Source organism: Burkholderia puraquae (genome assembly GCF_002099195.1).
GTDB classification, from domain to species: domain Bacteria; phylum Pseudomonadota; class Gammaproteobacteria; order Burkholderiales; family Burkholderiaceae; genus Burkholderia; species Burkholderia puraquae.
Window position 1 is genome coordinate 322,070 of record NZ_NBYX01000006.1, and the last position, 12,818, is coordinate 334,887.

General features: G+C 65.8%; 15 protein-coding genes. 13 read left to right on the plus strand and 2 right to left on the minus strand.

Features of this window, described 5'->3' with window-relative positions; genetic code table 11:
• Nucleotides 1-55: 55 nt before the first annotated feature.
• Both B7G54_RS15275 and B7G54_RS15280 read right to left on the minus strand, forming a co-directional pair.
• Nucleotides 56-778 carry an SAM-dependent methyltransferase gene (locus B7G54_RS15275; RefSeq protein WP_043181959.1) on the minus strand — a complete coding sequence of 241 codons (723 nt, stop codon included), beginning with the start codon at nt 776-778 and terminating at the stop codon, nt 56-58.
• Nucleotides 775-1,407, minus strand: coding sequence for a Maf-like protein (locus B7G54_RS15280; RefSeq protein WP_085039802.1), 633 nt, complete (start codon nt 1,405-1,407; stop codon nt 775-777). The genes B7G54_RS15275 and B7G54_RS15280 overlap by 4 nt, the downstream gene beginning before the upstream one ends.
• Nucleotides 1,408-1,637: 230 nt before the next feature.
• On the opposite strand from B7G54_RS15280, the gene B7G54_RS15285 reads away from it, so the two are divergent.
• From B7G54_RS15285 to B7G54_RS15345, 13 genes are all read left to right on the plus strand, one after another.
• Nucleotides 1,638-2,273, plus strand: coding sequence for a YceD family protein (locus B7G54_RS15285; RefSeq protein ID WP_085039803.1), 636 nt, complete (start codon nt 1,638-1,640; stop codon nt 2,271-2,273).
• 98 nt (nt 2,274-2,371) lie between these two features.
• A complete protein-coding gene (gene rpmF, locus B7G54_RS15290) occupies nt 2,372-2,551 on the plus strand; it encodes a 50S ribosomal protein L32 (protein ID WP_047900174.1) in 180 nt (59 codons plus the stop codon).
• Between the two features lie 129 nt (nt 2,552-2,680).
• Nucleotides 2,681-3,787, plus strand: coding sequence for a phosphate acyltransferase PlsX (gene plsX / locus B7G54_RS15295; RefSeq protein WP_085039804.1), 1,107 nt, complete (start codon nt 2,681-2,683; stop codon nt 3,785-3,787).
• Nucleotides 3,788-4,777, plus strand: coding sequence for a beta-ketoacyl-ACP synthase III (locus B7G54_RS15300; protein WP_085039805.1), 990 nt, complete (start codon nt 3,788-3,790; stop codon nt 4,775-4,777).
• Between the two features lie 83 nt (nt 4,778-4,860).
• Complete coding sequence (fabD, locus tag B7G54_RS15305) at nt 4,861-5,793, plus strand: ACP S-malonyltransferase (protein WP_085039806.1); 933 nt, start codon at nt 4,861-4,863, stop codon at nt 5,791-5,793.
• 36 nt (nt 5,794-5,829) lie between these two features.
• On the plus strand, nt 5,830-6,579 hold the full coding sequence (gene fabG / locus B7G54_RS15310; RefSeq protein WP_006476504.1) for a 3-oxoacyl-ACP reductase FabG: 750 nt from the start codon (nt 5,830-5,832) through the stop codon (nt 6,577-6,579).
• A 144-nt stretch (nt 6,580-6,723) separates the two neighbouring features.
• Entirely contained in the window at nt 6,724-6,963 is a 240-nt protein-coding gene (acpP, locus tag B7G54_RS15315; protein ID WP_004197638.1) for an acyl carrier protein, read from the plus strand.
• 167 nt (nt 6,964-7,130) lie between these two features.
• Nucleotides 7,131-8,363, plus strand: a complete 1,233-nt coding sequence (gene fabF / locus B7G54_RS15320) for a beta-ketoacyl-ACP synthase II (protein WP_085039807.1) — start codon at nt 7,131-7,133, stop codon at nt 8,361-8,363.
• 12 nt (nt 8,364-8,375) lie between these two features.
• Nucleotides 8,376-8,840, plus strand: coding sequence for a hypothetical protein (locus B7G54_RS15325; protein WP_085039808.1), 465 nt, complete (start codon nt 8,376-8,378; stop codon nt 8,838-8,840).
• A 91-nt stretch (nt 8,841-8,931) separates the two neighbouring features.
• Entirely contained in the window at nt 8,932-9,531 is a 600-nt protein-coding gene (gene rpoE / locus B7G54_RS15330; protein ID WP_006490873.1) for an RNA polymerase sigma factor RpoE, read from the plus strand.
• An 86-nt stretch (nt 9,532-9,617) separates the two neighbouring features.
• Nucleotides 9,618-10,235, plus strand: a complete 618-nt coding sequence (locus tag B7G54_RS15335) for a sigma-E factor negative regulatory protein (protein ID WP_085039809.1) — start codon at nt 9,618-9,620, stop codon at nt 10,233-10,235.
• Between the two features lie 5 nt (nt 10,236-10,240).
• On the plus strand, nt 10,241-11,293 hold the full coding sequence (locus B7G54_RS15340; protein WP_085039810.1) for a MucB/RseB C-terminal domain-containing protein: 1,053 nt from the start codon (nt 10,241-10,243) through the stop codon (nt 11,291-11,293).
• Between the two features lie 16 nt (nt 11,294-11,309).
• On the plus strand, nt 11,310-12,812 hold the full coding sequence (locus tag B7G54_RS15345; RefSeq protein ID WP_085039811.1) for a DegQ family serine endoprotease: 1,503 nt from the start codon (nt 11,310-11,312) through the stop codon (nt 12,810-12,812).
• Nucleotides 12,813-12,818 lie beyond the last annotated feature (6 nt).

A 12,818-nucleotide genomic window follows, 5' to 3' on the forward strand; every position in this document is an offset into this window, starting at 1 on the left:
GACGGGCGGGCCGCGATGGCCCGCCGTTCGGTCACTGGTCCGCCGAGCGCGGTTTCTAGTTGGCGAGCAGCAGGAAGATCGCCGGGCGCTTGTGCAGATTCGGCGCCGGCGCCTTTTTCCAGTCGGCCACGGTGCGGCTCGCGATCGTCTCGGTCGCGAGGGTCAGGTCGGCTGCGACGCAGATCTGCGTCGACGGTGCGCAGGTCGCGACGAGCGTGTCGAGCATCGCGTGATTCCGGTAAGGCGTTTCGATGAAGATCTGCGTCTGGCGCGCCTTGCGTGACAGTTGCTCGAGTTCGCGCAGGCGTTTCGCGCGTGCGGCCGCGTCGACCGGCAGGTAGCCGTTGAACGCGAAGCTCTGGCCGTTCAGGCCCGATGCCATCAGCGCGAGCAGGATCGAACTCGGCCCGACGAGCGGCACGACCTTTACGCCGCGCTCGTGCGCGCGGCGCACCAGCAGCGCACCGGGATCGGCGACGGCCGGGCAGCCGGCCTCCGACACGAGTCCGGCGTCCGCGCCGGCCAGGATGGGCGCGAGCAGCCGGTCGATGGCGCCGGCCGGCGTATTGACGTTCAACTCGCTGATCTCGATTTCCTGGATCGGGCGCGTCGTGCCGATCTTCTTCAGGAACGCGCGCGTCGTTTTCGCGTTTTCACCGATGTAATAGCCGAGCGTGCCGGCGCGTGCCTGGACGGCAGCGGGCAGCACGGCGGCGAGCATCGATTCGTCGCCTTCGCCGAGCGTGTTCGGGACGAGGTAAAGCGTGCCGGCGGTCATGCGCGGTCTCCACGGGTAGTTGCAAACAGCGGGTATTCGGCGGCGCGCAGCATGCGCGTGAGTGCGATCAGCGGCAGGCCGACGAGCGCGGTCGGGTCGTTCGAGTCGATCGCGTCGAGCAGCGCGATGCCGAGCCCTTCGGATTTCGCGCTGCCGGCGACGTCGTACGGCGTTTCCGCGTGCAGGTACGCGTCGAGTTCGGCCTCGGGCAGCGAGCGGAACCGCACGCGCGTGACGATGTCCTCGACCTGCGCTTCGCCCGTGCGGCTGTCGTACAGGCAGAGCGCGCTGTGGAATTCGACTTCGCGGCCCTGCATCGACACGAGTTGCGCGAGCGCACGCTCATGCGTGCCGGGCTTGCCGATCTGGAGCCCGTCGAAGGTCGCGACCTGGTCCGACCCGATCACGAGCACGCCGTCCGGCGCGTCGATCGTCGCGGCGACGGCGCGCGCCTTCGCGCCGGCGAGGCGCAGGGCGGTCGCGGCTGGCGTTTCGCCGTCGCGCGGGGTTTCGTCCAGGTCGGGCGACACGACGTCGAAGGGGATGCCGAGGCGCTCGAGGAGCGCGCGGCGGTAGCGTGAACTGGAGGCGAGAATCAGCCGCGGCGGGCGGCAAACGGTATCCGGCATGGTCGGTTGGATCGGTGAGTCTTCAGGTATGGCGCGGCGTTGCGCGGACGCAAGCTTAAGTGATTGACCGCAAAAGGTAAAACAGGTATGCTTTCCCGCTTTTCGTCGGCAGGCTTTCGTTGTGATGGCGCCTGCCGGGTCTTCGGAAGTAAAGTACGTCATCCGTGGATGAGCCGTACGCGAGCGGTGCCAAGCCGGATCCGCAAGTCAGCCTGTAGGCAGGAGCGCACATGAACACTTCTTCTGGCAAACCTGCGGCGGCCCTTGATCCGCACGCGATCGACCTGTTCGAGTTCGCCCGCAGCGGGCGGCAGGCAGCAGGGGTGGTGCGCCTCTCGCAACTGCCGCGCATGTTAAACGAAGTGCCCGCGGACGCGCCAGATCGCGACACGGTCTTCACATGGCAGGCGGAAGGGTTCGCGCAGAAGGAGTTGCAGGACGATGGCGCCGACGGGCAGCAGCCGTATCTGCGCCTTGCGGTGCACGGCCATGCGTGGCTCACGTGCCAGCGCTGCATGACCCCGTACGACCAGACGTTCGACGTCGACATGACGTACCGGGTCGTCGCGACCGAAGAAGAAGCTGAAGAATTTCCGCTCGACGACGATGAAGCCGATGTGATCGTGGGCTCACGCCAGTTCGATCTCGTCGACTTGATCGAAGAGGAATTGCTGCTTTCGTTGCCGCTCGTGCCCAAGCACGAGGTTTGCCCGGCAGTTCACGAAAGCCTCGTGTCGGGTGCGAGCGGTCCCGTGGAAGAGTCGGACGAGGCGTCCGACGAAGCCGGGGACGAAGGCAAACGGCCGAATCCGTTCGCAGCGCTGGAAGCGCTGAAGAAGGGCGGTGACGGCACCAAGAAACACTAAGCAGTTGTGGCGCGGGAAGGCGTAAAGGCTTTGGGCCAGGGTAGTTAAGCGCCGGATCGGGCTGTGTTAGAATCCGGAAAATTATTTAGGAGTTAGTCATGGCAGTCCAGCAAAACAAGAAGTCGCCGTCGAAGCGCGGCATGCATCGTTCGCACGATTTCCTGACGGCATCGCCGCTGGCAGTCGAGCCGAGCACGGGTGAAGTGCACCTGCGTCACCACGTCAGCCCGAACGGCTACTACCGCGGCAAGAAAGTCGTCAAGACGAAGAACGACTAAGCGTCAAGTCACGCGTTGCGCGCTACGCTTGCCGTTCGCGTGACAACTGGTTCGCTTGACACTTTCCTGGCTCAACAAAAAGGCGGCATTCAACTGCCGCTTTTTTGTGCCTGAAATTCGTCGCATTCCATGACCGTAAAGCTCACAATCGATTGCATGGGAGGCGACCACGGCCCGTCCGTGACCGTTCCCGCGGCAGTCAAGTTCGTCCGCGCGCATCCCGATGCGCACCTGATGCTCGTCGGCATCGAAGGCGCGATCCGCGCCCAGCTGAAGAAGCTGAAAGCCCTCGACGATCCCGCGCTGACCATCGTTCCCGCCACCGAAGTCGTGGCGATGGACGATCCTGTCGAAGTGGCGCTGCGCAAGAAGAAGGATTCTTCGATGCGCGTCGCGCTCAACCACGTCAAGGAAGGCGCAGCGCAGGCCTGCATCTCCGCCGGCAATACCGGCGCGCTGATGGCCGTTTCCCGTTACGTACTCAAGACGCTTCCCGGCATCGAGCGGCCCGCGATCGCGTTCGCGCTGCCGAACCCGACCGGCTACACGATGATGCTGGACCTCGGCGCGAACGTCGACTGCGAACCGCAGCACCTGCTGCAGTTCGCGGAAATGGGGCATGCGCTCGTGGCCGCGCTCGAAGGCAAGGAGCGTCCGACGATCGGCCTGCTGAACATCGGTGAAGAGGTGATCAAGGGCAACGAGACGATCAAGCGCGCAGGCGAACTGCTGCGCGCCAGCACGCTCAATTTCCGCGGCAACGTCGAAGGCAACGACATCTACAAGGGCACGGTCGACGTGATCGTGTGCGACGGCTTCGTCGGCAACGTCGCGCTGAAGACGTCCGAGGGGCTCGCGCAGATGCTGTCGGACATCATCCGCGAGGAGTTCGGCCGTTCGCTGATGTCGAAGCTGATGGCGCTGCTCGCGCTGCCTGTCCTGATGCGTTTCAAGAAGCGCGTCGACCACCGCCAGTACAACGGCGCGGCGCTGCTGGGGCTGAAGAGCCTCGTGATCAAGAGCCACGGTTCGGCTGATGCCTACGCGTTTGAGTGGGCGATCAAACGCGGGTATGATGCCGTCAAAAACGGCGTGCTGGAGCGCCTCGCGCGCGCGATGGCGGATAATTCAGTGTCGCTCGGCGAAGGCGAACACGACGCGGGCGGCGCGGGCCATGCAAGCCCCGCCGCAGGCCGTCACGCCGAACCTTCCGCTGCGCAATCCTCTAAAGCATAAATGGCCCAATCGACTCTCTATTCCCGCGTGCTCGGCACGGGCAGCTACCTGCCGCCTGACCGCGTTACGAACCAGCAGTTGACCGATCGTCTTGCGAAGGAAGGCATCGAGACGAGCGATGAATGGATCGTTGCGCGCACGGGCATCCATGCGCGCCATTTCGCCGCACCCGACGTCACGACCAGCGACCTCGCGCTCGAGGCGTCGCGTCGCGCGATCGAGGCCGCCGGCATCGATCCGCAGTCGATCGACCTGATCATCGTCGCGACTTCGACCCCCGATTTCGTGTTCCCGAGCACCGCGTGCCTGCTGCAGAACAAGCTCGGTATCAAGAACGGCGGCGCGGCATTCGACGTGCAGGCCGTGTGTTCGGGCTTCGCGTACGCGATGGCGACGGCCGACAGCTTCATCCGCAGCGGCCAGCACCGCACCGCGCTCGTGATCGGCGCGGAGACGTTTTCGCGCATTCTCGACTTCAAGGACCGCACGACCTGCGTGCTGTTCGGCGATGGCGCGGGTGCGGTGATCCTGTCGGCGTCGGAAGAGCCGGGCGTGCTCGGCAGCGCGCTGCATGCGGACGGCAGCTATTCGCATATCCTCTGCACCCCGGGCAACGTCAACCGCGGCGTGATCGAAGGCAGCGCGTTCCTGTACATGGACGGGCAGGCCGTGTTCAAGCTCGCGGTCAACGTGCTCGAGAAGGTGGCGATCGAGGCGCTCGCGAAGGCGAATCTCGCGCCCGAACAGATCGACTGGCTGATTCCGCACCAGGCCAACATCCGCATCATGACCAGCACCTGCCGCAAGCTCGGCTTGCCGCAGGAGCGCATGGTCGTGACGGTCGACCAGCACGGCAATACGTCGGCCGCGTCGATCCCGCTGGCGCTCGACACCGCAGTGCGCGACGGTCGCATCCAGCGCGGCCAGCATGTGCTGATCGAAGGCGTCGGCGGCGGCTTCACCTGGGGTGCGTCGGTCTTCCGCTACTGATCCGCAGCGCGCGACTGCTGCGCGCGGATCCCACCGGCGCGCCGTTCGTGCGCGCCGTCCGAATCGATTCAATTGGGGACGATATGAAATTTGCATTCGTATTTCCGGGGCAGGGCTCGCAGGCAGTCGGCATGCTCAATGCATTTGCCGATCTGGCCGTGGTGCGCGAGACGCTCCAGGAAGCGTCCGATGCACTCAATCAGGATCTCGGCAAGCTGATCGCCGAAGGCCCGGCCGAAGAGCTGAACCTCACCACCAACACGCAGCCCGTGATGCTGACCGCGGCCTATGCGTGCTATCGCGCGTGGCAGCAGGCAGGCGGCCCGGCGCCGTCGATCGTCGCCGGCCACAGCCTCGGTGAATACACGGCGCTCGTCGCGGCCGGCGCGCTCGCGTTCAAGGACGCCGTGCCGCTCGTGCGCTTCCGCGCGCAGGCGATGCAGACGGCCGTGCCGGTCGGCCAGGGCGGCATGGCCGCGATCCTGGGTCTCGATGACGACACCGTGCGTGCGGTCTGCGCCGAAGCCGCGGAAGCGGGTGTCGTCGAAGCCGTGAACTTCAATGCCCCCGCACAGGTCGTTATCGCAGGCAACAAGGCCGCGGTCGAAAAGGCCTGCGAGATTGCGAAGGCGAAGGGTGCGAAGCGCGCGCTGCCGCTGCCGGTGTCGGCGCCGTTCCATTCGTCGCTGCTCAACCCCGCGTCGGACCAGCTGCGCGACTATCTTGCGAACGTCGACGTCAAGGCGCCGCAGATTCCGGTCGTCAACAACATCGACGTCGCCGTGGTCAGCGATCCGGCAGCGATCAAGGATGCGCTGGTGCGCCAGGCCGCGGGGCCGGTGCGCTGGGTCGAGTGTGTGCAGTACATCGCCGGCACGGGTGTCACGCACGTGATCGAATGCGGCCCGGGCAAGGTCCTCGCGGGCCTGACGAAGCGCATCGATGGCAACCTGACGGGTGTGTCGGTGTTCGATCCGGCTTCGCTCGACGAAGCGCTCAAGCTGGTGACCGCCTGACGCGGCACCTTTTCTCAAGAGACGGATATTCGATTCATGGACAAGACTCTCGATAAACAGGTTGCGATCGTTACCGGCGCGTCGCGCGGCATCGGCCGTTCGATCGCGCTCGAACTCGCGCGCCTGGGTGCGACGGTGATCGGCACGGCGACGAGCGAATCGGGCGCCGCTGCGATTACCGCGGCGTTCGCGGAAGCGGGCGTCACGGGCCGCGGCGCGGTGCTGAACGTCAACGACGCGGCAGCCGCCGAGGCGCTGATCGACGCGACCGTGAAGGAATTCGGCGCGCTGAACGTGCTCGTCAACAACGCGGGCATCACGCAGGACCAGCTCGCGATGCGGATGAAGGACGAGGACTGGGACGCGGTGATCGACACCAACCTGAAGTCGGTGTTCCGCCTGTCGCGCGCGGTGCTGCGCCCGATGATGAAGGCCCGTGGCGGCCGCATCATCAACATCACGTCGGTGGTCGGCTCGGCCGGCAACCCGGGGCAGGTCAACTACGCGGCGGCAAAGGCCGGTGTAGCGGGCATGACGCGTGCGCTCGCGCGCGAAATCGGCAGCCGCGGCATCACCGTGAACTGTGTGGCGCCGGGCTTCATCGACACCGACATGACGAAGACGCTGCCGGAAGAACAGCAGGCTGCGCTCAAGACCCAGATTCCGCTCGGCCGCCTCGGCAGCCCGGAAGACATCGCCCATGCCGTCGCGTTCCTCGCATCGCCACAGGCCGGTTACATCACCGGTACGACGCTGCACGTGAACGGCGGCATGTACATGTCGTAACGATTTTCGTTTACCATCCGCGCCGTATCCCGTTTTTCAGGCGGATCGGCGCTTGATCGACCATCAAGCCAACGCGCGTTTTGGCGTCAGCAAACCTGATAAAATGCGCGCACTTGTAAATCTGAACTTTCCCTCGGAGGGGTAATGGACAACATCGAACAACGTGTCAAGAAGATCGTCGCTGAGCAACTGGGCGTCGCCGAAGCCGAGATCAAGAACGAAGCTTCGTTCGTGAACGACCTGGGCGCCGACTCGCTCGACACCGTCGAACTGGTGATGGCTCTGGAAGACGAGTTCGGCATGGAAATCCCGGACGAAGAAGCAGAGAAGATCACGACGGTTCAGCAAGCGATCGACTACGCTCGCGCAAACGTCAAGGCGTAACGAGCGCCTTTCGCGCTTGTCCGCCACGTCGCCGCGATCTTCGCGATTGACGCGCCATCCTGCCGGCTTCGCGCCGGACGGACTAACAGCCACAGGGCTCGCAGGGCTGGTTCCTGTGGCCACTGTGGCTTTTGTTTTTGTCATCCAATAATGGAAAAGAGGTTACCGTGAGCCGCCGTCGTGTTGTTGTTACAGGCCTGGGGCTGATTTCGCCTGTTGGCAATAATGTTGCCGACGGCTGGGCCAATCTCGTCGCCGGCAAGTCCGGTATTGCCACCGTCACGAAGTTCGATGCGTCGAACCTCGCCTGCCAATTCGCGGGCGAAGTGAAGGGCTTCAGCGCCGAGGAGTACATCCCGGCGAAGGAAGCCCGGAACATGGATACGTTCATCCATTACGGCATCGCCGCCGGCGTCCAGGCCATCAAGGACAGCGGGCTGGAAGTGAACGAAGCCAATGCGGAGCGCATCGGCGTGCTGGTCGGTTCCGGCATCGGCGGCCTGCCGATGATCGAGGACACACACCAGACCTATGTCGATCGCGGCGCGCGCCGGATTTCGCCGTTCTTCGTGCCGGGTTCGATCATCAACATGATCTCGGGCCACCTGAGCATCATGTTCGGCCTGAAGGGCCCGAACCTCGCGGCCGTCACGGCCTGCACGACCGGCCTGCACAGCATCGGCCTCGCAGCGCGCCTGATCCAGGCCGGCGACGCCGACGTGATGGTCGCGGGCGGCGCCGAATCGACGGTGTCGCCGCTCGGCATCGGCGGTTTCGCGGCGGCGCGTGCGCTGTCGACCCGCAACGACGATCCGGCCAGCGCATCCCGTCCGTGGGACAAGGACCGCGACGGCTTCGTGCTGGGCGAGGGTGCCGGCGTGATGGTGCTCGAGGAGTACGAAGCGGCGAAAGCACGCGGTGCGAAGATCTACGCGGAAGTCTCGGGCTTCGGCATGACGGGCGACGCGTACCACATGACCGCGCCGAACATGGACGGCCCGCGCCGCTGCATGGTCGCGGCACTGCGCGACGCCGGCGTGAATGCCGACGAGGTCCAGTACCTGAACGCGCACGGCACGTCGACGCCGCTGGGCGACAAGAACGAGTCCGACGCGGTGAAGGCGGCCTTCGGCGAGCATGCGTACAAGCTCGTCGTGAACTCGACGAAGTCGATGACGGGCCACCTGCTGGGTGGCGCGGGCGGCCTCGAATCGGTGTTTACGGTGCTGGCGCTGCACAACAACGTGTCGCCGCCGACCATCAACATCTTCAACCAGGACCCCGAGTGCGATCTCGATTACTGCGCGAACACCGCACGTGACATGAAGATCGACGTCGCCGTGAAGAACAACTTCGGCTTCGGCGGTACCAACGGCACGCTGGTGTTCAAGCGCGTCTGACGCTGCAATCGCTTGACGAGTCCATTCGATGCTCCGGCCGGGCGTCCGCAGCGCTTTGCGTTGCGGGCCTCGGCCGTGTCGTATGTCGTGCTGGCCGTGTTCGTCGCGTCGGCTGCCGCGTCGGCCTACCTGTTCTGGGTGCCGCGCGCAGGCGCTGCCGCCGGCGCATGCGTGTCGGCCGCGACGGCTGCGCTGCTGGCCGTGTGCGCCGTGCGGGCCTGTGCCCGCCGGCTGCCGGCCGAGCTGCGGATCGACGCGTTCGGGGAAATCGCGGCGTTTGGCCGCACCGGGCGCCTGCTGGCCCGCGGCCGCGTGACGGGCCATGCGCACTGGAGCAGCCTGCTGCTGGTGCTGTCGGTCGGGCAGGGTGCCCGGCGGGCCCGGCCGCTGCTGATTCCGGCCGATGCGCTGGACGCCGCATCGTTCAGCGCGCTTTCCGTGCTGGCGAGAACGGCGGGCGCGGCGGAGCGGGCGTGACGGCGGCACGGTTACGGACCGTAACCAGCGGCCGGCGCGGGAACGCTACAATAACGCTCCGCGTTGCATCCCTAGTTAACGGATTTGTCAGGTGAGTGAAAAAGAAATCGATCAGGCTCTGGTCGAGCGCGTACAGAAGGGCGACAAGGCAGCGTTCGAACTCCTGGTCTCCAAATACCACCGCAAGATCATTCGGCTGATCTCGCGCCTCGTGCGGGATCCCGCCGAGGTCGAGGATGTGGCCCAGGACGCGTTCATCAAGGCGTATCGTGCGCTGCCGCAATTTCGCGGCGAATCGGCGTTCTATACGTGGTTGTACCGAATTGCCGTCAACACGGCGAAGAACTACCTTGCGACGCAAGGCCGCCGGGCGCCGACCTCGACCGAGGCCGATGCGGAGGAAGCGGAAACTTTCTCCGACGCAGACCAACTAAGGGATATCAACACGCCTGAGTCGATGTTGATGAGCAAGCAGATTGCCGAGACGGTCAACGCTGCAATGGCTCTGCTGCCCGAAGAACTGCGCCAGGCAATTACGCTGCGCGAGATCGAGGGCCTGAGCTACGAAGAGATCGCGGAAATGATGGGCTGTCCGATCGGGACGGTCCGGTCGCGGATCTTCCGTGCACGCGAGGCAATCGCTGCCAAATTGCGTCCGCTGCTCGATACGCCCGAAGGCAAGCGCTGGTAAGCGCGACAGGCGGAGCGACGCGGGTCGGGGTCTAGTTACGGATAGAGTCGTGAAGTCACGACGGGGTGTGCAAGATGGGGAGCATCATGGGGTCGGTCAATACGCAGTCGCAAGCGTGCTCGCGCGGCGAGCGCCTTTCCGCGCTGGTCGACGGCGAAATGTTCGATGGCCCGGACAACGGGCAGTTTCTGGCTGAGCTCAATCGCGCGGATCGCGCTGTGTGGGCTCATTACCACCTGATCGGCGATGCGCTGCGATCGGACGAGCTTGCGCTGTCGCCCGCGCTGAGCGTCGCGTTCACCGCGCGCATGTCGGCTGCGCTCGAAAGCGAGCCGCACCTGCTCGCGCCGGCGGCCGCGCCCGTCGCGCGCAAGCTGCTGTCGCTGCGCCGGCGCGTCGTACCCGCGTTCGCGGTTGCCGCCGCGGCGGCCACGCTGACGTGGATCGTCGTCCCGCAAATGCAGACGGCCGGCGCCCCGGGCACCGTCCAGGTCGCGTCGGCCGGTGCGCCGCAAGGCGGCAACCTGCAGCGCGTGACGGTTGCGCAGGCATCGGCCCAGCCGGGGCTGCAGGACGTCAACATCATTCGCGACGCCAGCCTCGACCAATACCTTGAAGCGCATCAGCAGTTCGCGCAGCAGCCCGTCGTCACGGGTTCGATGCCGCTGATCCGCGCCGCCGTGACCACCACGCCAGGCCAATAAACCCGATGCGGACATTGCAGTTGAATCACGCCATCTCCGGATGGAAGCGGCTGCCGGCCCTCCTGCTCTGCGCAGCCGCCCTGTTGTCCGTTCAATCCGTTCCTGCCAGCGCCCAGCAACCGGACGATCCCGTCGCGACCCGCAAGGGTGCAGCCGACTGGCTCGACCGTGTCCAGCAGGCGGCGCAGCAGCAGAGCTACGAAGGCACGTTCGTCTACCAGCGCGGCGGGTATGTGCAGTCGTCGCGCATTGCGCACGTCGCGTCCCGCGACGGCGAGTTCGAGCGCATCGAGACGCTCGACGGCAAGCCGCGCAAGCTGCTGCGGCATAACGACGAGCTGTACACGTTCGTGCCCGAGCGCAAGCTGTGCGTGGTCGAGCGCCGTCAGACGCGCGACTCGTTCCCCGCGCTGCTCGGCGCGAGCGGCGAGCACGTGATGTCCGTCTACGACGCGAAGTCGCTCGGCAAGGACCGCGTGGCGGGGATCGACGCCCAGGTCGTCGAGCTCGTGCCGAAGGATGCGTACCGCTTCACGTACAAGCTGTGGGCCGACGCGCGCACGGGGCTGCTGCTGCGTTCGCAGACGCTCGATGCGAACGATCACGTGCTCGAGCAGATCGCGTTCTCGCAATTGCAGACGGGCGGCGCAAGCGGCGACAAGGCCGCGATCGCGGCCGGCATGCGCAACCTGAACGGCTGGACGGTCGTGCGTCCGCCGGTCGCGACGGTCGACATGGAAGCGCAGGGCTGGCAGCTCGCGCCGAGCGTCGCCGGTTTCCAGAAGATTCGTGAAGTGCGCCGGCCGATGGCCGCGCGCGATGCGGGTGAGCCGCCGATCCCGGTCGATCAGGCCGTCTTCACCGACGGGCTCGCGACGATCTCGGTTTTCATCGAGCCGGCCGAAAAGAATACGCGCAAAGAAGGCGCGGGCAGCACCGGTGCAACGAACGTTCTCGTGAAGCGCCGCGGCGATTACTGGATCACCGTGCTCGGCGAAGTGCCGCCGGCTACGTTGCAGCAGTTCGCGTCTGCCATAGAATACAAGGCTTCCAAGTAACGCTACGGCTTCCGACATGATCAAACTCACGCTGCGCAAATGGCTCGCGGCGGCGGCGCTGTCTGCCTGCCTGCCGCTCGTGCCGCATACCGCGTTCGCGGTGACGGCCCCCGCTGCCAGCCTGCCCGACTTCGCCGATCTGGTCGAAAAGGTCGGGCCGGCCGTCGTGAACATCCGGACCACCGCCAACGTGCCGACGAGCAGCGGCCCGCGCGGAATGCTCCCGCCGGGCTTCGATAACGGCGACATGTCGGAATTCTTCCGGCGCTTCTTCGGCATTCCGCTGCCGCAGGCGCCCGGCAACGGTAGCGGCAATGGCGGCGGCAATCCGAAGAATGCGCCGGCACCGGACAATGCGCCCGACACCGAACAGAATCGCGGCGTCGGCTCGGGCTTCATCGTGTCGGCCGACGGTTACGTGATGACCAATGCGCACGTCGTCGACGATGCGGACACCATCTACGTGACGCTGACCGACAAGCGCGAATTCAAGGCGAAGCTGATCGGCGTCGACGATCGCACGGACGTCGCGGTCGTCAAGATCCAGGCGTCGAACCTGCCGGTCGTCGCGATCGGCGATTCGAACAAGGTGCGCGTCGGCGAGTGGGTCGTCGCGATCGGTTCGCCGTTCGGCCTCGACAACACGGTGACGGCCGGCATCGTCAGCTCGAAGAGCCGCAATACGGGCGACTATCTGCCGTTCATCCAGACCGACGTCGCCGTGAACCCCGGCAACTCGGGCGGCCCGCTGATCAACATGCAGGGCGAGGTGATCGGCATCAACTCGCAGATCTACAGCCGGACCGGCGGCTTCATGGGCATCTCGTTCGCGATTCCGATCGACGAGGCGATGCGCGTGGCCGACCAGCTGAAGGCGACGGGCAAGGTCACGCGCGGCCGGATTGCGGTCGCGATCGGCGAGGTGACGAAGGACGTCGCCGATTCGATCGGGCTGCCGAAGGCCGAGGGCGCGCTCGTCAGCAGCGTCGAACCGGGTGGCCCGGCCGACAAGGCGGGCATCCAGCCGGGCGACATCATCCTGAAGTTCAATGGCCGTTCGGTCGATACGGCGTCGGACCTGCCGCGCATGGTCGGCGATACCAAGCCCGGCACGAAGGCGACGGTCAGCGTATGGCGCAAGGGTCAGGCACGTGATCTGCCGATCACGATCGCGGAGACGCCGGCCGAAACGACGGCGAAGGCCGAGCAGCGCAAGAACGCGCCGCAGAAGCCGCGCCAGACCAATTCGCTCGGTCTGACGGTCAGCGACCTGACGGCGGAGCAGATGAAGACGCTGAAGCTGAAGAACGGCGTGCAGATCGACGGCGTCGACGGCCCGGCCGCCCGTGCGGGCTTGCAGCGCGGCGATATCGTGCTGCGAGTCGGCGACACCGATATCACGAATGCGAAGCAGTTCGCCGACGTGACCGCGCAGCTCGATCCGCAGAAGGCGGTCGCGGTGCTCGTGCGGCGTGGCGACAACACGCAGTTCGTGCCGGTGCGGCCGCGCCAGAAGTAACGCGCC